Source organism: Spiroplasma endosymbiont of Monopis laevigella (assembly GCF_964019975.1).
In the GTDB taxonomy this organism is placed as follows: Bacteria; Bacillota_I; Bacilli_A; order Mycoplasmatales; family VBWQ01; genus Spiroplasma_E; species Spiroplasma_E ixodetis_A.
The window spans coordinates 88032-112782 of sequence record NZ_OZ026473.1; the positions used below are offsets into that span (position 1 = coordinate 88032).

30 protein-coding genes and 1 pseudogene are annotated in these 24751 nt (G+C 26.5%); 24 read left to right on the forward strand and 7 right to left on the reverse strand.

The window, feature by feature from the left end:
- Window positions 1-7: 7 nt before the first annotated feature.
- Window positions 8-1642, reverse strand: coding sequence for a DEAD/DEAH box helicase (locus tag AACK94_RS00460; protein WP_338975769.1), 1635 nt, complete (start codon window positions 1640-1642; stop codon window positions 8-10).
- 290 nt (window positions 1643-1932) lie between these two features.
- Between AACK94_RS00460 and AACK94_RS00465 the strand changes: the two genes are divergently transcribed.
- Window positions 1933-3174 carry a hypothetical protein gene (locus AACK94_RS00465; protein ID WP_338975770.1) on the forward strand — a complete coding sequence of 414 codons (1242 nt, stop codon included), beginning with the start codon at window positions 1933-1935 and terminating at the stop codon, window positions 3172-3174.
- Window positions 3175-3238: 64 nt separating this feature from the next.
- Here AACK94_RS00465 and AACK94_RS00470 read toward each other — a convergent pair whose 3' ends face one another.
- The 3 genes from AACK94_RS00470 to pepF form a co-directional block, all read right to left on the reverse strand.
- Window positions 3239-4633, reverse strand: coding sequence for a hypothetical protein (locus AACK94_RS00470; RefSeq protein ID WP_338975772.1), 1395 nt, complete (start codon window positions 4631-4633; stop codon window positions 3239-3241).
- A gap of 460 nt (window positions 4634-5093) precedes the next feature.
- Window positions 5094-6083: a GMP reductase gene (locus tag AACK94_RS00475; RefSeq protein WP_338975773.1), complete on the reverse strand. Its 990-nt coding sequence runs from the start codon at window positions 6081-6083 to the stop codon at window positions 5094-5096.
- Window positions 6084-6212: 129 nt separating this feature from the next.
- Window positions 6213-8051 (reverse strand): oligoendopeptidase F, encoded by a 1839-nt coding sequence (pepF, locus tag AACK94_RS00480; protein WP_338975774.1) that lies wholly within the window; start codon window positions 8049-8051, stop codon window positions 6213-6215.
- Window positions 8052-8196: 145 nt separating this feature from the next.
- On the opposite strand from pepF, the gene AACK94_RS00485 reads away from it, so the two are divergent.
- On the forward strand, window positions 8197-9591 hold the full coding sequence (locus AACK94_RS00485) for a peptidase M17 (RefSeq protein ID WP_338975775.1): 1395 nt from the start codon (window positions 8197-8199) through the stop codon (window positions 9589-9591).
- Window positions 9592-9661: 70 nt separating this feature from the next.
- On the opposite strand, the gene AACK94_RS00490 is transcribed toward AACK94_RS00485, so the two are convergent.
- Complete coding sequence (locus tag AACK94_RS00490; RefSeq protein ID WP_338975776.1) at window positions 9662-10159, reverse strand: hypothetical protein; 498 nt, start codon at window positions 10157-10159, stop codon at window positions 9662-9664.
- A 143-nt stretch (window positions 10160-10302) separates the two neighbouring features.
- Window positions 10303-10782, reverse strand: a complete 480-nt coding sequence (locus AACK94_RS00495) for a hypothetical protein (RefSeq protein WP_338975778.1) — start codon at window positions 10780-10782, stop codon at window positions 10303-10305.
- A gap of 819 nt (window positions 10783-11601) precedes the next feature.
- Between AACK94_RS00495 and AACK94_RS00500 the strand changes: the two genes are divergently transcribed.
- On the forward strand, window positions 11602-12549 hold the full coding sequence (locus AACK94_RS00500) for an ETX/MTX2 family pore-forming toxin (protein ID WP_338975779.1): 948 nt from the start codon (window positions 11602-11604) through the stop codon (window positions 12547-12549).
- A 55-nt stretch (window positions 12550-12604) separates the two neighbouring features.
- Here AACK94_RS00500 and trmB read toward each other — a convergent pair whose 3' ends face one another.
- The gene (trmB, locus tag AACK94_RS00505; RefSeq protein ID WP_338975780.1) at window positions 12605-13273 is read right to left on the reverse strand and encodes a tRNA (guanosine(46)-N7)-methyltransferase TrmB; all 669 of its coding nucleotides are present in this window, start codon (window positions 13271-13273) and stop codon (window positions 12605-12607) included.
- 478 nt (window positions 13274-13751) lie between these two features.
- Here trmB and rpsJ point away from each other — a divergent pair.
- The 21 genes and pseudogenes from rpsJ to secY form a co-directional block, all read left to right on the forward strand.
- Window positions 13752-14054 (forward strand): annotated as a pseudogene (gene rpsJ, locus AACK94_RS00510) (30S ribosomal protein S10); the annotation flags it as partial.
- Between the two features lie 115 nt (window positions 14055-14169).
- A complete protein-coding gene (gene rplC / locus AACK94_RS00515) occupies window positions 14170-14862 on the forward strand; it encodes a 50S ribosomal protein L3 (RefSeq protein ID WP_338975781.1) in 693 nt (230 codons plus the stop codon).
- A 23-nt stretch (window positions 14863-14885) separates the two neighbouring features.
- Window positions 14886-15515, forward strand: coding sequence for a 50S ribosomal protein L4 (rplD, locus tag AACK94_RS00520; protein WP_281748516.1), 630 nt, complete (start codon window positions 14886-14888; stop codon window positions 15513-15515).
- Between the two features lies 1 nt (window position 15516).
- Entirely contained in the window at window positions 15517-15810 is a 294-nt protein-coding gene (gene rplW, locus AACK94_RS00525) for a 50S ribosomal protein L23 (protein WP_252319250.1), read from the forward strand.
- A 24-nt stretch (window positions 15811-15834) separates the two neighbouring features.
- Window positions 15835-16698, forward strand: coding sequence for a 50S ribosomal protein L2 (gene rplB / locus AACK94_RS00530; protein ID WP_338975782.1), 864 nt, complete (start codon window positions 15835-15837; stop codon window positions 16696-16698).
- Window positions 16699-16712: 14 nt separating this feature from the next.
- The gene (gene rpsS, locus AACK94_RS00535) at window positions 16713-16985 is read left to right on the forward strand and encodes a 30S ribosomal protein S19 (protein ID WP_174480930.1); all 273 of its coding nucleotides are present in this window, start codon (window positions 16713-16715) and stop codon (window positions 16983-16985) included.
- 12 nt (window positions 16986-16997) lie between these two features.
- Window positions 16998-17330: a 50S ribosomal protein L22 gene (gene rplV / locus AACK94_RS00540; RefSeq protein WP_174480929.1), complete on the forward strand. Its 333-nt coding sequence runs from the start codon at window positions 16998-17000 to the stop codon at window positions 17328-17330.
- Between the two features lie 16 nt (window positions 17331-17346).
- The gene (rpsC, locus tag AACK94_RS00545) at window positions 17347-18090 is read left to right on the forward strand and encodes a 30S ribosomal protein S3 (RefSeq protein WP_281748519.1); all 744 of its coding nucleotides are present in this window, start codon (window positions 17347-17349) and stop codon (window positions 18088-18090) included.
- A 1-nt stretch (window position 18091) separates the two neighbouring features.
- Complete coding sequence (gene rplP, locus AACK94_RS00550) at window positions 18092-18577, forward strand: 50S ribosomal protein L16 (protein WP_281748520.1); 486 nt, start codon at window positions 18092-18094, stop codon at window positions 18575-18577.
- Complete coding sequence (gene rpmC, locus AACK94_RS00555) at window positions 18558-19052, forward strand: 50S ribosomal protein L29 (protein ID WP_281748521.1); 495 nt, start codon at window positions 18558-18560, stop codon at window positions 19050-19052. The genes rplP and rpmC overlap by 20 nt, the downstream gene beginning before the upstream one ends.
- Window positions 19052-19330, forward strand: a complete 279-nt coding sequence (gene rpsQ / locus AACK94_RS00560; RefSeq protein ID WP_252319243.1) for a 30S ribosomal protein S17 — start codon at window positions 19052-19054, stop codon at window positions 19328-19330. The genes rpmC and rpsQ overlap by 1 nt, the downstream gene beginning before the upstream one ends.
- A 21-nt stretch (window positions 19331-19351) precedes the next feature.
- A complete protein-coding gene (gene rplN / locus AACK94_RS00565; protein ID WP_174480924.1) occupies window positions 19352-19720 on the forward strand; it encodes a 50S ribosomal protein L14 in 369 nt (122 codons plus the stop codon).
- A 13-nt stretch (window positions 19721-19733) separates the two neighbouring features.
- Entirely contained in the window at window positions 19734-20081 is a 348-nt protein-coding gene (gene rplX, locus AACK94_RS00570; protein ID WP_338974153.1) for a 50S ribosomal protein L24, read from the forward strand.
- Between the two features lie 21 nt (window positions 20082-20102).
- A complete protein-coding gene (gene rplE, locus AACK94_RS00575; RefSeq protein ID WP_174480922.1) occupies window positions 20103-20660 on the forward strand; it encodes a 50S ribosomal protein L5 in 558 nt (185 codons plus the stop codon).
- 1 nt (window position 20661) lies between these two features.
- A complete protein-coding gene (locus tag AACK94_RS00580; RefSeq protein ID WP_174480921.1) occupies window positions 20662-20847 on the forward strand; it encodes a type Z 30S ribosomal protein S14 in 186 nt (61 codons plus the stop codon).
- Window positions 20848-20860: 13 nt separating this feature from the next.
- Window positions 20861-21265, forward strand: coding sequence for a 30S ribosomal protein S8 (rpsH, locus tag AACK94_RS00585; protein ID WP_338975783.1), 405 nt, complete (start codon window positions 20861-20863; stop codon window positions 21263-21265).
- A 12-nt stretch (window positions 21266-21277) separates the two neighbouring features.
- A complete protein-coding gene (gene rplF / locus AACK94_RS00590) occupies window positions 21278-21832 on the forward strand; it encodes a 50S ribosomal protein L6 (RefSeq protein WP_252319239.1) in 555 nt (184 codons plus the stop codon).
- A 30-nt stretch (window positions 21833-21862) separates the two neighbouring features.
- Window positions 21863-22213, forward strand: coding sequence for a 50S ribosomal protein L18 (gene rplR, locus AACK94_RS00595; RefSeq protein ID WP_338975784.1), 351 nt, complete (start codon window positions 21863-21865; stop codon window positions 22211-22213).
- Between the two features lie 18 nt (window positions 22214-22231).
- On the forward strand, window positions 22232-22936 hold the full coding sequence (gene rpsE / locus AACK94_RS00600) for a 30S ribosomal protein S5 (protein WP_338975785.1): 705 nt from the start codon (window positions 22232-22234) through the stop codon (window positions 22934-22936).
- A 9-nt stretch (window positions 22937-22945) separates the two neighbouring features.
- A complete protein-coding gene (rplO, locus tag AACK94_RS00605) occupies window positions 22946-23389 on the forward strand; it encodes a 50S ribosomal protein L15 (protein WP_174480916.1) in 444 nt (147 codons plus the stop codon).
- On the forward strand, window positions 23390-24748 hold the full coding sequence (gene secY, locus AACK94_RS00610; RefSeq protein ID WP_338975786.1) for a preprotein translocase subunit SecY: 1359 nt from the start codon (window positions 23390-23392) through the stop codon (window positions 24746-24748).
- Window positions 24749-24751 lie beyond the last annotated feature (3 nt).

Genomic DNA, 24751 nt, shown 5'->3' on the forward strand with positions numbered 1-24751 from the left:
ATAAAAATTATTCAAAAAATTTAATACATTGATCATTAATAACTTTATTAATATCAATTTTATTATTAAGGATGTCTCTAATTTTTAAATCAATAGTATTAGCACAATATAAATTAATAATTTCTCTAGTTTTATTATCGTTTAATTGAGTTGGAAAAAAGCGACTTTCAGCTTGCTCATTTTCGGTTGGGTTTAATTCACGATCTAGAAAAATCATAACATCACCTTGATCTAATGTGATACCAACATTAGTAGATTTAATGTTACATAAAATAATTTTAACTTTTTTACTTTGAAAATCACTAATAGCTTTAAGTCTTTGTTCATGATTTACTTTACCAGTAATTAATTGATGATTTAATTTATGTTTATCTAAAATGTTACTTAAAATGTTAATTCCTTTATCACTAAAACTACTATAAATAATAATTGAATCATTTTCATTATCATGTAAGTAGTCTAGTAATCAATTAAATTTTGCTCCTAATTCTTTCATTCCCTCATTAATAGGTGTTGAACAAATAGTTCTTAATTTGGTAAATATTTGTAAAAAAGTTATTTTAGATTTTTTATTATAAAATAATTCTTGTTTCATAGTTTCAAGAGTATCACAATAAATTGCAGTTTGTGCTTTGGGCATAGTTAAAATTAAATCATTTTTAATAATTTTTGGCATTTCATTACGTACATCAATTTGTTTACGCATAATTGATATTTTTTTAACTAAATAATCAAATTCTGCTGCTAGTTGTGGTTTAACATTTGGTTTTGGTATATTAATAGTTACAAAATTAGTAATACGTTTTCTAATTATTCCAAAGTAACGAGCAACAAAATCTCAATAATCAATATTTTTATATAGTTTATTATCAATAATTTTTAATATACCAAAAATATCACTAGGATGATTGTTGGCGGGAGTACCAGTTAAACAATAAACTGATGATACTTTATTTGCAACTTCCAAAATTGTTGAACTTTGTGCAGTTTTGTAGTTTCTTAAAAAATGTGCTTCATCAATAACTAATGTAAAATCAAATTTAGTTAATAATTTATTTTTTATATCATTTTTAAAAGTGTTTTTAGAAACTACTAAAATACAATTATTACTATTTTTAAATTGATTATATTTTTCTGTTCGCACTTTAGTAATATCATCTTTAATAGTAATACAATTATAGGTAGTTCATTTTTTAATTTCGGGAACCCATGTTAATAAAATAGTTGACTTAGGAACAACAAATAATATTTTATTAGTTTTCATTTCTGATAATGCTGTTAAAATGGTGGGTGTTTTACCAGTTCGCATTTCATTAAATAAGCCAAATCTTTTATTTGCTTTTAAAATTGCAACATCAACACGTTGATAATTTCTTAGTTTAGGATTACCTGGATAATCATTTAAGTTTTTTTCTTGTTGGATTTTTTTTCATGATATTAGTGAGTGTTCATATATTTGTTTTAATTTATCATTATTATTTGTATATTTAAGTAGTATTTCAAGAGCAAACGGAGTATTAAATATTTTAAATTCATTAGTATTATTGATATCAATAATACCTAGTGAATTTAAAATTTCTTTTTTATTTTTTTTCAATTTAATTGTAATATGTTTATTATTAAGACTTATGATTTCTAACATTATTAACCTACTTTAGTGTTTGTATATGATATTAAATATTATAATAAAATTAATATAAATTAAAAAATAATTTATTTTTGTTAGTAAATATTAGATTATTAATAATTTATTTTAAAAGAATTATAAGTTATTGAATTGTATATAGAAAATAGTATTAATGTATATATCATGTAAATTTATTATATTTATATACAATGTAAAAGAAAAACTAAATATAGTTTTCAATCTATTATTTTTTTAAGAAAGTAATGATTTTTTTTATATTAAATAAAAAAGAAAGGAAGAAGTTAGTGATAGAAGCAATTAGAAAGGAATCAAAAATTTTTAAAGAAGAAATCAAAAAAATAGATACTGTAATAAAAACAAAACAAAACAAAATAATAGTTTTAAGGATTGAAAAACAAAAATTAGAAAAAGAAAGAAAAAAACATTTTGAACAAATTAAAAAAATAGACAAGATTATAAATATTAATGAACTTTATGAAATCCAAAAACAAATAGAAAAAAATAGAGAAGAAATATTAAAATTAAAAAATCAATTACCAAATAAACAATTACAAACAACATATATGATAAAAAAATGAAAAGAAAACATAGTAGCATTAGATGAAGAAATATCCAAAGAAATGATACGAGAAGAGAAATTAGATAGTGAAATAAGAGTATTGGAAGTTGAAGGAACAAATATAGAACATCAAATTGAAAATTTTAATGCTCATGATTTAAATAAAAAATTAATTTTATCAAAGTTAAAATTAAAAACAGCAAGATTAGCTGTTAAGTTAGAAAGAAGAACATACAAAACAAAAAGAATATTTTGTAAAATTGCTAGAAATGAACTTGAAATAGCAAATAAATTTTTTTCAATAAAACAAGAAAATTGATGATTATGTCCAAATCTAAAATTAGAAAAAGAGGTTTTAGATGCAAGATTAAAAATAAGATTAAAATTGAAGATGGAAAATATTTGCGATTTAAATCGTAGTATGAGTAGAAGAAATTTAGATATTGCAAAAATAGATAAAAAAATTGCAAAATTAAATGTTAGTATAAATAAAAAAAATATCGAAATTAATGGTTGTCTTGCAACAGTAAGACAAATTTATAATTCACAAAGTATAAAAACACAAATAAAAATATTATTAAAATCTCCTTTTATTTGATTGAATAAACAATTTCAAAAATATAAATATGAAGTAACGTTAAATCAATATCAAGCTCAATTAGAAAAATTAGAAAAAGAAATCCAAAAATTAGAAACAGATAAAGGAGGGCGAAATTTTTCTAATAAATTTTGAGTTATTATTAGTTGTGGTCGTTTTAATAATAGTAGAAGTAATGAAATTAAACAACAAAAAATTGCAAAATTATATGAAATTAAACAAAAGATTTCTGGATTAAGAAGTCAAGCAACTATGCAATCTCAACCTTCAACATCTAGACATGCTGTATCTTGAAATGAAATGGATCCCAATCGTTGTTTCAATGAAATTGGATATAACGATAATAGGGGGTTTACTTCTTCTTTTTAATATATTAAACTAAAATGTGTTATTTTTTTATATTTCATCAAAAGATGAATTAATGACTTTACTTTTACATAACTTGGATAGATGGTTGATTTGAATCTGGATGATCTATCGATTCGCTTTCATTTATTAAGTTTGCATTAAATGGTTGAAAATTAAATTGTTTTATTAATTTTTTAAAACTATAATTTTGTGCTTGTTGATTAGCAAATCTTTCTATTCCTTTTATACTATTGGTTGCTATTTCTTTTGCAATTGAAATTTTTGTTCAAAATCAATCAAAATAAGAAAAAGAAAAAGAAGTAAGAGTATTTTCAAGAATTACTGTCAATAGTGTTAGTGGAAGTGCTTTTTTAATATTTTCTAAATTTATTTCTTTTTCTTCGCCATAAAGACCAGTTAATATATTTTTAAAAATTGATACAAAAAGAAGCATACTAACAGTACTACCATATTTAATAATTTTTGAAAAGTTTTGATTTTTTAAATTTTGTCATAATTTTTCAATGCAAGGTTGAGCAATTTTATCAAAAATTAATTCTTCAATTAAAATACTAATAAAAAAAATACTTATTCTTTCTATAAAAGAGATGAAGTTGAAATTTTCTTCGCTAACATATAAATATAAAAATTGATCTCAAATACTAATACCACCAATTACTAAAGAAAAAGATAAGTATTTTCATTTATTTTTTAAAGAAATAAGTTTGTAATTTAAATACGATAAATTCATTACTGTAATACCACTAATACCACTCATTAATACATCTCAAAAATTATGATAAAGATTTTCAGGTAACTTTTCTTTATGAAAATAATTTTTAGCTTCAAATAATAATACTGATCCGAAAGCAAAATTTAAAAAAAATGTATTAGGTAAAAACATATATTTTGAACTGAAAAATTTTTTTAAAAAATTAGTTTTTTCTTTATTTATTGGTAAAAAAGTAGTTAAATCCAAGTCATTTAAATTATTATTGTATTCTCTTTCTTCTTCATTATTGTATATTTTATATTTTGTTTCAATTTTTTTATTTTCATTTAAATTTGATAATTCTAAAATAACTCTGCCATCATTTAATATAATTTCTTTCATTAAATATAATTGATTATCAATATTTGCTATTTTTTCATTTAAAATATCACCTGTTATAAATTTCGTATTATATTCTCAATTACCATTAATATCTAATCTTTTCTGTGTTTTTCCACCATAACGATCATCAGTATCCCTTCAATCATTGCTAAAATTAACAATAGTATTTACTGAATCACCATCAAATAATAAATTGTTTAAATTATTATTTTCTCTTCCATTTGTTATTTGATCATCATCTAAAGTTATAATACTTTCAGTACTAGATGAATCATTATGATTTATTGACATATTTGAATTATTAATTCCATTATAATTAATATGTGCACTTGTTTCTAATAAAGGTAATTTTTCTGTATTAATCATCTTTTCATCCCCTTCAAAATAAAAAACCATTTACTTTGAAATGAAAGTAAATGGATTAAAAAACTTATATTAATTTTTATATTTATTATAAAGAAATAAAACGTATTTCACAATATATTTTTATCTGGTATTTTAAATAAAGTTTATTTAATTCATTATATTTTATTAAAATAAAATTGAATATAAACTAAAAAGCAAAAAAATATGGAAGAAACTAATAAAGCCTTTGCTCACTATAAATGATAATAAAGGGGATAGAAAATGGCAGAAAAATCAGAAAAAAAGTTTTAGACAAAGTAGTTTAAATATTAAAAATAATTTAATTATTAGATTCTTTAATATCATTAAACAATTATCACTGTGAATTCAATTATCATCATAGGCAGTTTGATTTGCTTCTATTTTAATAAAAAACAATTCTCGGTACCCAGAATTGTTTTTAAAGAAAAATTAAAAGTTATTAACGATCATCACCATTATTAATAGTACCTTTAACAATAACATAATCACATTTTGTTAATGCAGATAAATCTTTACCGCCACCATAAGAAATAGCAGATTGTAAATCTTCTTCCATTTCTTTATAAGTATCAGCAATTGAACCTTTATATGGAACAAGTATTTTTTTACCTTCAATATTTTTCGCTTCCGCTTTGTTAAAAATACTTGCTGATCCAAAATATTCTTTGTAAGATTGACCATTTATTGTAACAATTTTGCCAGGTGATTCATCATAACCCGCTAAAATACTTCCTGCCATAATCATAGTGGCACCAAAAGCTATTGCTTTAGCAATATCACCATTACATCTAATACCACCATCTGCAATTAATGGTTTAGTGGTGCTATTGGCAACATCTTGTAAAGCATTTAATTGTCAACCACCTGTACCAAATCCAGTTTTTAGTTTAGTAATACAAGCTTTTCCTGGACCAACACCAAATTTAATTGCATCAGCGCCTCATTTTTCTAAATCTTTAACAGCGGTTTTTGTCATAACGTTACCAGCAATAATAAAAGGTTTGGTATTTGTTTTAGTAAAAGTAGTTTTTATAAATTTAATCATTTCTTCCATAGCATTACTATGACCATGAGCAATATCAATAGTAATAAATTCAGGAATTAGATTCAGTTTGATTAATTGTTCAAGTAACTCTTTATCCTCTTTTTTAACACCAATGCTAATTGAAGCATATAATTTTTGTTCATGCATATTTTTAATAAATTTAATTTGATCGATATTAAAACGGTGCATTACATAAAAGTAATTATTTTTAGCCAATCAAATACATAATTCTTGGTTAATGACAGCACTCATATTTGCCGGAATAATTGGAATTTTAAAAGTAAAACCATTTAGTTTAACACTGGTATCACATTCTTTTCGCGATTTAACTATTCCTTTATTTGCAATTAGATTTATATCTTCAAAATCAAATTTCACATTCATTTTTTATTTATTCTCCTTAGTCTTTACTAATTGTAATAGTCAAAATATGTACATATTATTTTATAACGTTTTAAATAAAATGCTAAAGGACTAAAACACCATTAGTATTATATATTATTTTTTTGCAATTTAATTATCTTTATTATTAATTAAGTCTGATAATTGGTTAATCATTTTCTTTAAATTAGTAATTAATGGGTTATAAACATCAATTTGTGTTAAATCAACACCCGCATCTTTTAAAATATCTAATGGATATTTGCTGCCACCATCTTTTAAAAAGTTAAGTAAATTTTCTTTTTTACCATTTTTAACATCTTCATAAAGTTTATAAGAAACGGTAATTGAAGTAGCATATTTATAAACATAATAAGGTGAGTGGAAAAAATGAAGAATTCGTGGTCATGAGTATCCTTTTGCTTTTTCTTCGTATTTATCTAATGCTTTTTGTCCATATTTATTAGCTGTATTTTCAAATAAATCAGCCAAAATATCGGCGTTTAATGGCACTTCTTTTTCTACTAATTTATGTGCTTCTCATTCAAATTCAGCAAATTGAATTTGACGAAAAAAAGTACCAATTACAGTTTCAATATGAGTTTGTAGTAAGTAAATGCGTTCTTGATTATTTGACGCTTTATTATATAAATAATAAAATGCTAGATGTTCATTAACTGTTGAAGCAACTTCAGCTAAAATAATTGGATAGTCAGCATTTGGATATTTTTGATATTTTTCTGAAAATAGGGTGTGAACAGAATGACCTAATTCATGAGCTAGTGTATTAAGTGAATTAATAGTATCATCTCAATTCATTAAAATAATGGGTTCTACGCCATTACCACCTGTTGAATAAGCACCAGTTCGTTTATTTGTGTCTTCATAATAGTCAATTCTACCTGGTAATAATGCTAAGTTTAATTGTTCTAAATATTCATCACCTAAGATACTTAAAATTTCTTTGATTGAATTAATACCTTCTTCAATACTGAATTTTTTGGTTGGTATTGTTGTCATTTTTAAACTAGTATCGGTACTATAAAATTTTTTAAATTTAAAAAATTTACGTTTTAAATTATAAAATTCTTCTACTAAAATAGCGTGTTTCTGTCCCGTTTTTATTAAATTTTCATATAGTATTAATGGTACATCATCACTTAATAAACTATATTCTAAAGTAGTTAAATGTTTTTTATTATCTTTTTCTTTATCGTTGTTACGAATTTTTATTTCTTCAACAGCTACTTCTAAAATACTTTCATAAACTTGTGCTAATGAATGTTTTTTATTTTTAATATCTTCATAAAATTTTTTTGAAATATCAATTCTTAATTGTTGATCTTTTACTGGATTACTATTTTCTAAAATGTCTAAATATAAAGTTTGTGTTAATTCTTGTTCTTTATTTTGATAATTAAACATTGTTTTTTGTTTATCAGCATAAACCAAACTATCATATAAACCACCAGCAGCACTTCTTGATTTACTAACTTTACTAAGTAAAGTTTCATCGTGTTCACTTAAAATAAATTTTTCAAATTTAAAGAAAACTTCTATATCATGTTTATATATCATTAATGAGGGATCATTATTAATCCAGTTTTTAATAGTTTGTAAACCAATAGTTTTAATTTCTGGTTCAATCCATGCTAATTTTTCCGATAACTTACTTTGTTGAGTCGCAAATAAACTAGATAATTGTTGCAATTCTAAGTTAGTTTGATCTAAATCTCCATAATGTAAATATTGTACAACTTTAGATCCTAACATTGATATTTCTTTGCTAATTGCTAAATATTTTTTAAAGTTATCAATATTATTTAATTTTCCTTTAAAAGTTAAAAGTTGATTGGCAAATTTATCAAACTTAGGTAAAGCTTTTTTTCAAGATTCATTATTAATAAATAAATGCTTAAAATCTCAGCAGTACTTTTTTTTATCTTTTTCATTTAATTCAGAACGCTTCATAGTTTTTGCTCCATTCTATGGTAATATTACAATACAATAATAATACAATAATATTGTTTAACTTATCTATTTTTGTTGTAATTTTCGAAAATATTAATTCAGATATATTGTAATTATTTTAATATTACCATTTAGGAGTGAAAATATGGATAAAAATATTCTACTTAATGTTAGTAGTAAACTTGAATTAAAATTAAAATTAACAGCGGTATTTGCTGATAAAGTTCCTCATGAATTGATTGCTAAAGAAAAAAATAAATTAACATTAATTTCTGAAGATAAAACTTATTACCTATATTTAGGTGATAGTAAAGGTTTAACTCGTAATGATGTTTATAATTTTTTTGTAAATTTTAGTAGTAATAATAGTCAAGATTTGGATATTGATGTCAAATCTTTTGTTACGAGTAATTTAAATGAAAGTATACTTTTACAAACTATATATGAAGCATTATGATTCGGTACTTTTAAAGAATATACTTTAAAAAGTAAAAAGAATGAAGAAAAAAAAGTTAAATATAATGTTGTTTCAACAGCAAAATTCCCTAGCTATACTTCACAACAACAGATCGAAATTCAAGGAGAAAGTATTAATTTAGCACGTAATTTGCAAGATATGCCACCTAATTTATTATATCCCGAAGTTTTTGCAAAAAAAATTCAAGATGCAGCAAAAGGTATTAAAAATTTATCAGTAAAGGTTTTAGGGCAAAAAGAAATAACAGAGCTAAATATGAATTTATTATTAGCAGTTAATGCTGGAAGTAATTTTGATGCTCGTGTTGTTGTTTTGGAATATAAAGGTGATCCACAGCATGCCGATGATATTTTGGGATTAGTTGGTAAAGGAATTACTTTTGATAGTGGTGGTTATTCACTAAAACCTTCTTCAGCAATGAAAGGTATGAAATTTGATATGTCGGGTGCAGCTAGTGTATGTAATGCTGCCATTGCTGCTGCTAAATTACAATTAAAAATAAACTTTGTCGCTGTTGCTTGTTTAACAGAAAATAAGATTGGTGGTCATGCTACTTTAGTAGAAACAGTTTTTACTTCAATGAATGGTAAAACTGTAGAAATTAATAATACCGATGCAGAAGGAAGATTGGTATTAGCAGATGGTATGACATATGCTTTACGTAAAGGAAAAGCAAATCGTATTATTGAATTATCAACTTTAACTGGCGCAATGCTAGTGGCATTAGGTAGCTATATGACTGGTGCTTTTGCTACTGATGATAAATTATTTAATGATTTTGATTTATCATCACAACAAACTAATGAGGAAATTTGAAGAATGCCAATTCATCAACAAAATATTTTAAATATGCGTTCATCTAAAATAGCTGATTTAAGTAATCTTTCTAAAGATCCATATGGTGGTTCATCAAATGCTGCTGCATTTTTAAAAGAATTTAGTGAAGATAAACCATTTTTACATTTAGATATTGCAGGAACTGCTTATAAAAATGATCGTGGTATGGGTATATTAATTAAAACATTAGTTCAATATATGAAAAATTATAGTACAAGTAAATAAAGTTATAAAAAGGAATAATCATAACAATCATTCCTTTTTTATTTTATAAAAAAGTTATTTGACAATATTTTTAGTTAATTGGTATTGAAATAATATTTGATTCTATTTTTTGTAGTGTTTTTAATAATGGTGGTAGTTGAGAATTATTAATTTTATTAATATTTAATCGATTACTTGTATCAATAGTATCATTTAATTTAATATTTATTTTTTCTAAGATTTTAATATTTTTATCAATTTTTTCATAATAATTTTTGACTAATTTTTCTAAATTTTCTTCAGTAATATTTGAACTTAATTGGAAAATTGAATTATTTGAGTAAACAGACTGATAACATTTTTTAGGAAAATTACATATATAACTTAATACTTGATAAGTATATGTATTTTTAAATCTTTCTCAACAAAAATCAGTAATATTAAGTTTAAATGAAAAACCAATTTGGGCTATTATTGCAACTATTATATTTTCTTTAGTTATTAGTAGCTTTAAATCTTTTATAAAATCTATTTTTTTGTTAGCACTTATTTGAGCAGTAATAATATCAAAATAACTATCAAGTGTCATCGAAGATACTATTGATATTAATCAAGTAAATAAATATTTAATATTTTTACAAATATTGTTATTGTAGTCATTATTAGGATTTAAAGTTTGTATTTCTAAAATTTTTTGTATTTCATTTAAATTAAATTCTAGTTTAATAAAATTTAAATCATATCATCTTTTAAAGCAGTTATTTTTTCATATTCTAATTCAATATCTGCTTCACTAACAGTAGGTTTATTAATAATTTTTTTAATGCATTGTCATAATAATGAGTGTTTAATATTTTTTAATCCATTTTCAAATAGATTAAATTTTAATTTAAAAATTATTAATGCTAAAAAGGATACAATAATAGTTTCAAGAGCAGTAAAAGTTTTAACAAAGGATGTTGGATTTAAAGGTAAATCATTGGCTATATCGTTTTTTATAATACTTATAGAACTAGCAAAAGATACTCCGCTAGTGAAAACTGCGAAAGTAGCAATAATTTTTATTAATTCATTAGTAATTATTGAATATGCTTTAAGATTGTTATTAATGTTTTCTTCAATGGTTAATATAATATTATTTTCAGTATTATTATTTAAAAGAGTTTTAAACTTTGTAACTAATTGTTGACATAAGTTTGAAAACTCTTTCATTTGTGTTTCTAATGTATTTTTATTTGTTTCAAGAATATTAATTTTAGTTTTTATTTCCTCAAAATTAAGGTTAGTTATTTCAGTAGTATTAGTAAATACTTTATCTTTTATTTTATTTCATACTTTATAAAATAAAGTTTTTTCTAATTGACTATTACCGAAATTTGTTAAACATTTCTTTAGAAATGAAACAAAGAGTGAAATAGTAGTATTGCCAAGTACTTCTCATTTAATTAAAGTAGTAAATGCCTTTTTAAAATCTATATCCTCATTACTATTTACTTGAGTACTAATAATGTTTAAACTAGCAATTGTAATAATAGCTGATGATATTCATAGCGATCCCGAAACTAAATGTTTAATTTCTTGGTAAAATCCATTAGTTCAATTTTAATAGTTTGTTTTCATGTGCTAGTATTATTTGATAGTGGTAATAAAGGTGTGGTTTCAGTTATTAATGATAATGGCATTAGTATTCTCCTTAATTACTTAAAATATTTGTTTTTCTTTTTAATCTTTATAATAAATTCAAATAAAATATTTTATACAATATTTACTTTTAATGTTATTTATAAGATTACTATTATCAATATTATAAGTTTTCGTATAAATTAAATAATTAATTATTACTTATTTATATAAGAATAAAAAGATAAAATTTGTTAAAAATAATGTTAATTTTAAATAATTTCATTAATTTTTTTGACTTTAACTATTTTATTGTATATCATTCATTTATCTTTAAATCATTATTTGTTCTGCTAATTAAGATGGTCACACAAAACATGTTTGTATAAATATTTAGGAGGAAAATAATATATGATCAAAAATATGAGGAAATTATTATCATTAATGTCTATTTTAGGATTTTCAACAGTAACAGTAACGAATGTAGTTGCTTGTACTTCTGCTGATACTTCTATAAAACATGAAACAAAAAAGAATGGACTTACTTGATATCCACCAGATAATATGGAAAATATTATTAAAGATATCAATAATACAATTATTCCAAAAAATGGATGAGTAGCAGATGGTAATTATGAAATACCAATTTCCATGAAGGATTTGATTCAAAAAGAATATGATAAATATTTTACTGGCAAAGAAGGTACTTTAAAACCAATAAAGACTGTTGCTAAAGATGAAAATATAGTAGATTCTTTTCAAGACATTTATACTAATAGTTCTAATACCGAACAAATTTATCAAACTCAATCACAATCTAAAACTATTACTAATACTAATACTTTTTCTTGAAAAACATTAGAAAAAATTGGAGTTAAAGTTAAAGCTGAATTTAAAATTCCTTTAGTTGGTAAAAGTGATGTTGAAACTAGTGCTGAATTTGGTTCAGAGCAACAAGGAACTAAAACTACTAGTGATAGTGAAACATTAACTAATCCAAGTCAATCATTTAAATTAAAATCACATTCAATAGGAACAGTTTTATATACTATTAAGCAAGGAACGTATCATAATGAAGGGAAAATTAGTTATTCAGTAAATTTAACTGATACTATTAGTTCTTCATATTATTGATCACAAACGGGTCAATGAAGTAAAAGTGACTATACTATTAAAGATTTGATTAAACTTTTAGTTGATAACGGTTATAAAGAACAACTTAAAATTGGTTCTAACACTTATTCAATTATTTCAACAGATAATCCCGATAACCCAAAAACTGTTTTTTTAAATTTACCTATTTCTTGAGATTCACAGGGTGGAAAATTAAATGTAACATTTGATGAAAAATCTTTATAGTTTAATATGAATATAATCTTAGTTAATCATTAACTTTTTTTAATAAAATTGAAGTTTAAACTTCAATTTTATTTTTTTGTATTAATAAATAATTAATGTTTTTATTTTGTTTAATGAATTTTTCTTCATATTCAGTTTTAATAAATGCTTCATCATTTTTTATTATATTATTATCTTGATGTAGATTAATTGTATATTCTAATAAATTTCATTTATTTTTTTGAAATTCTAAAAGTGAATAATTAAATAAATTGTTATTATCTGTTTTAAAGTGAAGTTGACCATTTTTTATTAAAATTTTTTTGTATATTTCTAAAAATTTTTGGTATGTTAATCTTCTTTTAAAATGTCTTTTTTTAGGTCATGGATCAGAAAAATTTAAATAAATTTTATTAATTTCATTATTGGCAAAAAAATCTTTTAAATTTATGGCATCTTCTATAATTCTTTTTAAATTACATAATTTATTTTCAATTAATTTTTTTAATAATATAGTTACAATAGAAATATTTTTTTCAATAGCAATATAATTTTGATTTGAATTTTGTTTAGCAAGATTTATAATGAAATTTCCTTTGCCACTTCCAATTTCAATATTGATTGGATTTTTATTTTGAAATATTTTTTTATTTCATTTCCCTTTGTAATTATAGGGATCATTAATACATAAATTATTATGTATTAAAATAAATTCTTTTGCTCATGGCTTATTTCTTACTCTCATTGTAATTCCTTTTCTAATTTAATCAACATAGTTGTTATAAAAGTGTAACTTACTAATTTTAGAATTATATCAAAATTGAAGTTTAAATATCTTTTGCTAAAAGAATTTCATTATTATATTTATATCATGTAATATTTTTATTTAAATAAATTTTGTGAAATATTATAATTATATATTACCTTTTACTTTTTTAAAGTAAGAAAATAATAAAAAAATAATGGTATTTTATTATTTTTTTAATAAAAATTTTTATTTTTTTACAACTAAATTAATAGTTAAAAGATTATGAGCAAAAAACCCATTATTTTTTTTGTTTTTTTGTATTTTGCTATTCCCTTTTACCATTACACTATGTTATACTTACAAGGCGTGATTGTTATGTATAAATGCTGATACACTGATATCAGTTGTCATTATATCACATGTTTTGTTCTTTATTTTATTAAAAATCGTTCTAAGGAGGATATAGCCAATGGCAATCATAGGAGACAAAGTAAAAATTCGTTTAGAAAGTTATGATCACTCAGCTATTGACCAAATAGCACAGAAAATTAAAGATGTGTTAAAAAAAGAAGGTGCTGAAGTGGTAGGTCCAATTCCATTACCAACTCATAAAGAAATTTTCACTATTCTTCGTTCACCGCATAAACATAAAGATTCACGTGAACAATTTGAAAAGAGAACTCACAAAAGAATTATTGGTGCTCAATTATCACCAAAATCTTTAAATGCTCTAAGTGGACTTACTATCCCTAATAGTGTTAGTATCTCTTTGATAATCGAATCTAAAGATGAAAAAAAATCAACTTTAAATCAAGTATCAAAAAAGATTAATAAAAAAAATTATTAAAATCGATAAATATTAATTATTTACAACATATTCCAAGGAGGAAATTATGAAAGGAATCTTAGGTAAGAAACTAGGAATGTCACAAGTTTTCTTAAACAACGGACAACTAGTTCCAGTAACAATTATCGAAGTACAACCAAATGTAGTAAGTCAAGTTAAAACAAATGTAAAAGACAAATATAGTAGTTTACAACTTGCAACGTTCGATCTTCGTGTTACTTTATCAAACAAACCAACAATCGGACACTTTAAAAAAGCCGACAGTCAACCTAAGCGCTTCGTGAAAGAAATTCGTAACATGAACGGATTTAATCATAAAGATCTTATTAATGTTGCTGACGTGTTCACAGTAGGTGAATTCGTTGATGTTCAAGGAACTTCTAAAGGTAAAGGATTTACAGGACGCATTAAACGTCATAATCAATCACGTGGTCCAATGGGTCATGGATCAGGTTTACATCGTCAAATGGGTTCAACAGGTTCTATTAATGCTAACCGTGTGTTTAAATCACAACCAATGCCAGGGCAAATGGGAAATGTTAAACGTAGTGTTGCTAACTTAGAAGTTATTAAAGTAGATAAAGAAAATAATTATCTTTTAGTAAAAGGTTCAGTTCCAGGACCAAAACAAGGCTTGCTTGTTATTAAACAAGCAGTTAAAAAACCAATTCTCAAAACCCCAGTATCATTAGTTGTTAGAAATCAAAATACTACAACCGAAGTTACTGATAGTCAATAAAGTTAATTATGGAGGATAGCAAAATGAAAATTAATGTTGTTAACAACGCTGGAACAAAAGTTAGCGAATTAACTTTAAACGAAAAAATTTGAGGAATTGAACCCCACAAGCAAGCGCAGTTTGATAGTTTATTAAGTTATAATGCTACAAAACGTCAAGGAACACACGCTGTTAAAAGTCGTGCTGAAGTTGCTGGCGGTGGTAGAAAACCATGAAAACAAAAAGGAACAGGTAATGCGCGTCAAGGCTCAATTCGTTCACCACAATGAAAAGGTGGGGGGATTGTTTTTGGACCAAATACTGATCGTAATTATTTAATTGGATTACCAAAAAAAGTAAGAAGATTGGCAATAAAATCAGCATTGGCTGCCAAATTCCAAAATAAAAACATAGTTGTAATTGATGAATTAAACTTTGAAAAACCTTCAACTAAAATTATGTTAGAAACTTTAAAAGTTTTAGAATTAGCAAACAATAAAACACTAATTGTTTCAGGAATAAGCAATAAAGAAACAGTTATTAAATCAGGTCGCAATTTACCTAGAACAACAACAATCGCTGCTAATAGTATTAATATTTACGATTTATTAAATGCTAAAAAAGTATTGTTTACTACTGAGGCAATTAAAATCGTTGAGGAGGCTTTAATTTAATATGCATTTAAGTGAAGTTATAGTAAAACCAGTATTAACTGAGAAAACTTATAAACAAATGGCTGAAGGTATCTATACATTTACTGTTAACCGTAAAGCTAATAAAAGTCACGTTAAAAAAGCCTTTGAACAGATTTTTGAAGTTAAAGTAGCAGACGTTAATATTATTAATAGTAAACCAAAAACTAAAACTGTTGGTAGATTTGTTGGAAAAACATCGGCAGTAAAAAAAGCTCTTATTAAATTAGCTCCTGGTGAACAATTAAGTTTGTTTAGTTCTGAAGAACAAAGCTAATGAGATTGGAAGGAGAAAAAAACAATGGCAATTAGAAAAATTAATCCCACTACTGCAGGAAGACGTAATATGACCGTTCTGGATTACAAACAGAACTTAACTATTGGTAATAGCCCTGAAAAATCTTTATTAGTAAATTTAGTTAAACAAGCTGGTAGAAATAATCAAGGTAAAATTACAGTAAGGCATCAAGGTAATGGTCATAAGGTTAAATACCGTATTATTGATTTTAAACGTAACAAAGACAATGTAGTTGGAACAGTTAAAACAATTGAATATGATCCAAATCGTAATGCTAACATTTGTCTTATTTCTTATCTTGATGGTGAAAAGCGTTATATCTTAGCACCAAAAGGAATCAAAGTAGGAGATAAGTTATTAAGTGGTGAAAACAGTGATACTGTTAAAATTGATATTACTGTTGGTAACTGTTTACCATTATCACAGATTCCACAAGGAACAGTTGTTCATAATGTTGAATTAAAGCCAGGTAAAGGTGGACAAATGGCACGAAGTGCTGGTGGTAGTGTTCAAATTCTTGGTCGTGATGAAACAGCTAAGTATACATTATTAAAATTAACATCAGGTGAAGTTAGAAAAGTATTAAGTAATTGTCGAGCTACAATTGGTACAGTTGGAAATGATGATCATAACTTAGTAAATATTGGTAAAGCAGGAAGAAATCGTTGAAAAGGAATTAGACCTACTGTTCGTGGTAGTGTTATGAACCCAAATGATCACCCACATGGTGGAGGAGAAGGTAAAGCCCCAATCGGAAGAAAAGCTCCAGTAACACCATGAGGTAAAAAAGCATTAGGTTTAAAAACTCATGATAGTAAAAAAGCATCAAATAAATTAATTGTACGAAGAAGAAATGCAACAAAGTAGGAGGAAAGTAATATATGTCAAGATCTTTAAAAAAAGGACCCTTTGCTGATAGTCATTTATTAAACAAAGTGGAAACTCAAAATAAAAATAAATCAAAAAAAATTATTCAAACTTGATCTCGTCGTTCAACAATTTTCCCACAATTTGTTGGACATACATTCGGTGTACATAATGGCAAAACACATTTACCTGTATATGTAACAGAAGATATGGTTGGTCATAAATTAGGAGAATTCGCACCCACACGTAAGTTTGGTGGTCACGGTTCTGACAAGAAAAAGCGTTAGGAGATAGAAATTATGGAAGCAAAAGCTCATTTAGATAAATTACGCATTAGTCCAAGAAAAGTGCGTTTAGTAGCCGATTTAGTTCGTGATAATGCTGTTGCCAAAGCTCTAGTAATTCTAGCTCATGAAAAAAAACGCGCAGCACAGCCAATTATAAAATTAATTAATTCAGCAGTTGCTAATGCTGCTAATAACTATGGAATGGAAGCCAACAAATTACGTATTAAGGAAATATTTGTAAATGAAGGTCCAACTATGAAAAGATTTATGCCCCGTGCTCATGGTAGAGCATATCAAATCTTAAAAAGAACAAGCAAAATCACTATCGTGGTTAGCGATAATTAGGAGGTAAATAAGTAATATGGGTCACAAAGTTAGTCCAAATGGATTAAGATATGGTATCAATAAAGATTGACAATCACGTTGATATGCAACTAGTAATGAAGATTTAGCAAAATGAATTTTAGAAGACCACAAAATTAGAAAAGCACTATTTGCGCATTTAAAAACTTCTGGTGTTTCTAAAATTGAAATCGAAAGAACTAAATCACAAATTACCTTATTTATCCACTGTGTTCGTGTTGGTTCAGTTTTAGGGCAAGGCGGTTCAAACATTGAAGTATTAACAACATTAATTCGTAAAACAATTAAAAATCGTAAAATAGGTATTAGAATTAATGTTGTTGAAATTAAAAATCCTGATATTGATGCGCAAACAATTGCTAATACATTAGCACAACAAATAAGCAATCGTATGTCACATCGTACAACACAAAAATTAGCAATTCGTAAAGCACTTCGTGCTGGAGCAAAGGGAATTAAAACTCGTGTTTCAGGAAGACTTGGTGAAGCGGATATGGCACGTGTTGAAGGTTATTCAGAAAGTAGTGTTCCTCTAGCAACATTACGTAGTAATATTGATTATGCTACTGCTGAGGCAAAAACAACTTTTGGTCAAATTGGTATTAAAGTTTGAGTATATAAAGGTGAAATTTTATCAGGAACTGACTCAACTCAACCTGAAATTATTTCAAAATATAATCAAAGAAATAATAACAATCGCCGAAATAATTACCCACAACAACCACGTAAGGAGGTAAAGTAAGATGGCTATACCTAAGAGATATAAACACTCTTGCGTCCACCGTTTAAGTTATGAAGGAACTGCAAAAGGTTGTAAAACAGTTGCTTTTGGAACTTACGGACTTCGTGCTGAAGAAGGTTCTTACATTACTGAAAGACAAATTGAAGCAGCCAGAGTAGCAATGACACGTTACATGAAACGTGGTGGAAAAGTTTGAATTAGAATCTTTCCACATTTACCAATTACTAGAAAACCAGCGGAAGTACGTATGGGTTCAGGAAAAGGTTCAATTGATCATTGAGTCTCAGTAGTAAAAGCAAAAACAGTTATGTTTGAAGTATCATATCCTAATGAAGCAACAGCACGTGAAGCATTGCGTCTTGCAATGCACAAGTTGCCAATCAAATGTAAAATTGTTACTAGAGAAATAAAACCAACAGAAGAAGTAAAGGTTGCTAAAAATTTAACAACAGAATTGGGTGAAGCAAATGGAAATGCAAGTAATTAAAAATAAATCAACTTTAGAATTACAACAAGACGAAGAAACTCTTCGTGCACAATTGTTTGCTTTACGAATTCAAAGTTCGTTAGGTAAACTAGAAACTCCGCATATGATAAATAATCTTCGTAAGGATATTGCTCGTATTAAAACTGAATTAACTATCAGAATTAATAATGGTGAAAAAATCAAACCATTACATATTAATAAAATGGTATTACCAGAAGAAAATAAAGAAAGCAAAAAAACTAAAAAAGTTGCTAAAGTTGATGATAAAAAAGATATTAAAGTTAAAACAATAACTAAATCAGAAGTTATTAAAGAATCAGATAAAATTGCTAAAAAAGAAGTTACTGAAAAAACAACTAAAGCAAAATCATCAAACAAAGAAGTTAAAAAAGTTACTGCTACTAAAGTAGAAAAACCATCTAAAAAACCTACAGTTAAGAAAACTGTAACACCAGCTAAGGAGGACAAAGAATAATGACAAATATTATTCCAAACAAACAACGTAAAACTTTTGTTGGAATTGTAAGTTCTGACAAAAATGATAAAACAATTACTGTTGTTGTTGAAACTTCAAAACGACATCCAATGTACCATAAAAGTTTTAAGTCAACTAAAAAGTATCATGCCCATGATGAAACTAACCAAGCTAAAATTGGTGACAAGGTTGAAATCATTTCAACTCGTCCACTTTCAGCTCTAAAACGCTTCCGTTTGTTAAAGATTATTGAATCTAAAACAAATAAAAAAGCTTAATTAACCAGGAGGATAAGAAAGATGTTACAAAATCTATCGTGAGCCAATGTGGCTGATAACACTGGTATTAAAGAAGTTATGGTTATTAGAGTTTTGGGTGGTAGTACTAAAAAATTTGCTAAAATTGGTGATATTGTTGTTTGTTCAGCAAAATCAGTAACACCTAATAGTGCAATGAAAAAAGGACAAGTTGTTAAAGCAGTTGTCGTACGTAGTAAATTTGGTGTAAAACGTAATGATGGTTCTTGTGTAAAATTTGATGATAATGCAGTAGTAATTATTAAAGAAGATAAAACGCCACGTGGTACTAGAGTATTTGGTGTCTTGGCTCGTGAAGTTAAAGAGCGTGGTTATAATAAAATTGCTTCTTTAGCAGAAGAAATTGTTTAGGAGGATGAAATAAATGGCAAGCAAAAAGAAACCAGTTATTAGTCTTGATACTAAATTAAAAAGAGGCGACCAAATTAAAATCATTGCAGGAAAGCATAAAGGTCATACCGGACCAATTATCCAAGTACTTCGTGAAAAAAATCGTGTTATTATTGAAGGTATTACTGCTAAGAAAAATAAAAAACCTACTCAAAATGATCAAGAAGGTGGAATTGTGGAAGTAAAAACTAGTGTTCACATTTCTAATGTAATGATCCTTGATGGTAAAAAAGATAAAAAAGTAACAAAAATTGGGTATAAAATTGATAAAGATGGCAAAAAAGTTCGTATTGCACGAAGATCTGAAACAGAATTACGATAATAAAGGAGTAACAGCATAAAAATGAATCGTTTACAAGAAAAATATAATAAAACTATTATTCCCCAATTGCAAAAAGAATTAAATTTTACATCAATAATGCAAGTACCCAAAATTGAAAAAGTTGTTATTAATATTGGTGTTGGAGATGCAAGTAGTAATCCAAAAGCCATTGATAAATCAGTATCTGAATTATCAAAAATTACTGGTCAAAAACCAATTATCACTAAAGCGAAAAAATCAATTGCCGGCTTTAAATTAAGAGCGGGAATGCCAATTGGTTGTAAAGTTACATTACGTGGCGAAAAAATGTATGATTTCCTTGATAAATTTATCTCAATTTCTTTACCAAGAATTCGTGATTTTCAAGGTTTATCAGTTAAAGCATTTGATCAAAATGGTAATTACACTGTTGGTATTAAAGAACAAATTATTTTTCCTGAAATTAATTATGAAGAAGTAGATAAAGTTCGTGGTATGGAAATCTCAATTATTACCACAACATCAAATAATGCAACAGCATTATTGTTATTAAAAAAAATAGGATTACCGTTTAAAAAACAAGGAAAGCAGGTGGCATAAGATGGCAAAAACTTCATTAAAAGTAAGACAAGCCCGTAAATCAAAGTTTAGTACGCAAGCATATACACGCTGTCAAAAGTGTGGCCGTCCTCATGCGGTTATTCGTAAATTTATGTTATGCCGTATTTGTTTTCGCGGTTTAGTATACCAAGGACAAATTCCTGGTATTAGAAAAGCATCATGATAGGAGGTATATAATTATGATGACAGATCCAATAAGTAATATTTTAACAGTTATTCGTAATGCTATTAGCGCTGCGGATAGCAGTAAACATCGAGTAGTTAGTGTACCTTCTTCAAAACAACTAGTTAAGATAGCCGATATCTTGCAAAAAAATGGTTATATTGAAAAATATCGTGTTACTAAAGAAAATCCTAGCAAACCTAAATTAGAAATTTTATTAGTTCATACTGGTAAAAGTCCAATTCTTGGTTTAAAAAGAATATCTAAACCAGGATTAAGAATGTATGCAAAATGTGAAGACTTACCAAGTGTGTTAAATGGTTATGGAATTGCAATCATTTCTACATCAAAAGGTATTATGACAAATAAACAAGCAAAAAAACTTGGTCTTGGTGGCGAAGTTCTTGCTTATGTATGATAAGGAGGAAACTATATGTCACGTATTGGTAACCGTATCCTTACCATTCCAGTAAATACTTCAATAACGCTAGATGCAAGTAACTTGTTAACTGTTACAGGAGCAAAAGGTTCTTTAAAAAAACTATTACCAAATGTTATTAAAATTAACGTTGATGAAGAGAAAAAAACAATTACTACAACAAGACCTGATGATAACAAAAAAAATAAACAACTTCACGGAACAACTAATTCATTAATTAATGGAATGTTAGTTGGTGTATCAACAGGTTTCATGAAAGAATTAGAAATAAATGGTGTTGGATATCGTGCTGCTGTCCAAGCTAATATCTTAAATTTAACATTAGGATATTCTCATCCTATTAAGTTTGAAATTCCGCAAGGAATTACCATTGTTGCTCCTAAACCAACAGTATTACAAATTAGTGGTATTGATAAACAATTAATTGGAGAAGTTGCAGCCAAAATTCGTAAATTCCGTAAACCAGAACCATATAAAGGTAAAGGAATTAAATATAAAAATGAACACATTCGTCGTAAGGAAGGAAAAGCTGCTGGTAAAGGTAAATAATCTTATACTGGCACTTAAGGAGAATAGAAAATGATTAATAAACAACAAGCTCGTAAAGTTCGTCATTATCGTATTCGTAGTAAAATTATGGGTACTAGTGAAAGACCACGCTTAAATATCTTTAAATCTAATAATAGTTTTTATGCTCAAATTATTGACGATACTGCTTCAAATACAATTATTGGTGTATCAACATTAACATTTAAAGATTTAGCATCAAAAAGCAATATAGATGCTGCTACTAAACTTGGAGAAACAATTGCTAATTTAGCTATTAAGAAAAAAATTAAAAAAGTGGTTTTTGATCGTGGTGGATATTTATATCATTGTAAAGTGAAAGCATTCGCAGAAGCAGCGCGTAGTGCTGGATTAGAATTCTAAAAAAGGAGAATTAAAAGTATGAGTTTAGAAAATAAAAAAACAATTATTGATGATAAAGAAAATACTGAAGTTCAAAAATCAGTAGCAAAACCTTCTGTTAAAGCAGAAGTAAAAAATCCTACTGGTAATGAAAATAAAATTAGACATACTAATTCATCACAACCAAGAAATAGCCACGATAAAAAAGAAAATAAAGTTCGTGAACCACGTAAAAATTTTGAACGTAAACCAAAAACTCCAAGTGAATTTATTGAAAAAGTGATTTGAATCAGAAAAATTAACAAAGTAACAACTGGGGGAAGAAGATTGCGTTTCTCTGCTGCTGTTGCTATTGGTAATGGTAAAGGAGTAGTTGGTTTTGGTATATCTAAAGCCAATGAAGTTCCTGATGCAATTAAAAAGGCAATTGAAGCTGCTCACAAAAATTTAACAACAATTACGATAACTAAAAACAGTAATTCTATTGTTCATGAAGTTAAAGGTAAATATTGTGGAAGTGAAATTTTATTAAAACCAGCTAAAGAAGGAATCGGAATTAAAGCTGGTGGATCTGCTCGTGATATTTTAGAATTAGCTGGTATTCATAATATTTATTCAAAAGCATTTAGATCTAGAAATAAAATTAATTTAGCTAGAGCAACAATTGTAGGTCTTGGCAATGTTAAACCAGCAGAATATTTTATAAAAAATAAAAATCTTACTACTAAGCGTAGTAATGGTTAGAGGTGGATTATGGAAACAACATTACATAACTTAAAACCAACACCAGGTTCTCGTAAAGACATTAAACGTTTAGGTAGAGGAACTTCATCTGGAAAAGGTAAAACGGCTGGTAAAGGGACAAAAGGACAAAATGCCCGTACCGGTGGTGGAACAAGACCCGGATTTGAAGGAGGACAAACACCACTATATCGTCGTATTTCAAAACGAGGGTTTACTAACTTTACTACAACCAATTATAGTATTATTAACTTAGAACAAATTGATTTAATTAAAGAGCATGAAATAACACCTGAACTTTTATTTCAATTAAAATTGATTAGAAGTAAAAAAGATGGTATTAAAGTTCTTGGTAAAGGTAAATTAACAACACCAAAAACAATTAAAGCTCATAAATTTTCAAAATCAGCAATTACTGCTATTGAACAAGCCGGAGGAAAAGCGCAGGTGATCTAAGTGTTCACAACAACCCGTGAATTAATAAAAAAGTATAAAGAAGTTATAATTAGAATTTTATTTACCATTTTTATTTTATTTATCTTTCGTGTTGGAGCATTTATTACAGTTCCAGGAGTAACTTTGAATGAAGATTTAAGTAGCAGTAATAGTAGTGGTATTGAATTCTTTAATTTAATTTCAATGTTAGGTGGTGGTGCTATTAGCAGATTTTCTGTTTTTGCACTTGGAGTGTCACCTTACATTACTGCATCAATTATTGTGCAGTTATTATCAACTGATGTTGTCCCTACTTTAACAAGATGAGCTAAATCAGGAGAAAAAGGTAAGAAAAAATTAGAGTTAATGAATCGAGTATTAACTGTCCCCTTTGCTATTATGCAAGGTTTTGCCACAATCTTTGGTTTACAATCTCAACATATTATTAGTGTTGATTGAAGTTCGGGATCGGGAGCAGCTGGACCAGAAGTTTTCTATTATGTATTGATTCCAGCTATTTTACTAGCAGGGACAATGTTATCATTATGAATGGCTGATCAGATTACTAATCGTGGTATTGGTAATGGAATTTCACTAATTATTTTTGGTGGAATTGCTGCTAATTTACCATTTAACTTAGCTTCAACTTTTAAGTATTGAGTAGGACCAGATACTAATAATGGTGTTATTTTTCAAGGGGCTTTAAAATTTGCTCTTTATTTTGCAGCCTTCCTACTGATTATTCTTGTTGTTGTATTCTTTAGTGAATCAGAGCGACACTTACCAATTCAACAAACTGGTAGTGGTTTAACTTTAAAGGGTGATAAAAGTTCTTATTTACCTTTAAAAGTTAACTCAGCTGGAGTAATTCCTGTTATTTTTTCTTCGGCACTAATTACTGCTCCAATGACAGTGGCGCAAATTGTTGATCAAAATAGTGGTTTTGCTAATTTTGCTAGAAATTATTTATCTTTACAGTCGTGACCGGGAATTAGTATTTTTGCTATAATGACGATTATGTTTACCTTTTTATATGCACAAGTGCAAATTAATCCCGAACAAATGGCTAAGAATTTTCAAAAATCAGGAACTTATATTCCTGGCGTTCAGGCAGGGAAGGAAACAGAAATTTATATTAAAAGAATGTTAAATCGTTTAAGTACAATTGGTTCCTTTTTCTTAACTGCTGTTGCAGTAACCCCATTTTTAATTTCTAAATTTACTAATCTACCTTCTTCATTAGCAGTTGGTGGAACTGGATTAATAATTATGGTTGGAGTAGCACTAGATACAACAAAACAAATTAAGGGACGAATTACTCAACATTCATTCTTAAATTATAAGGAAAACAAAGATGTTAAAGAACACTTATGGTCTTAGGGG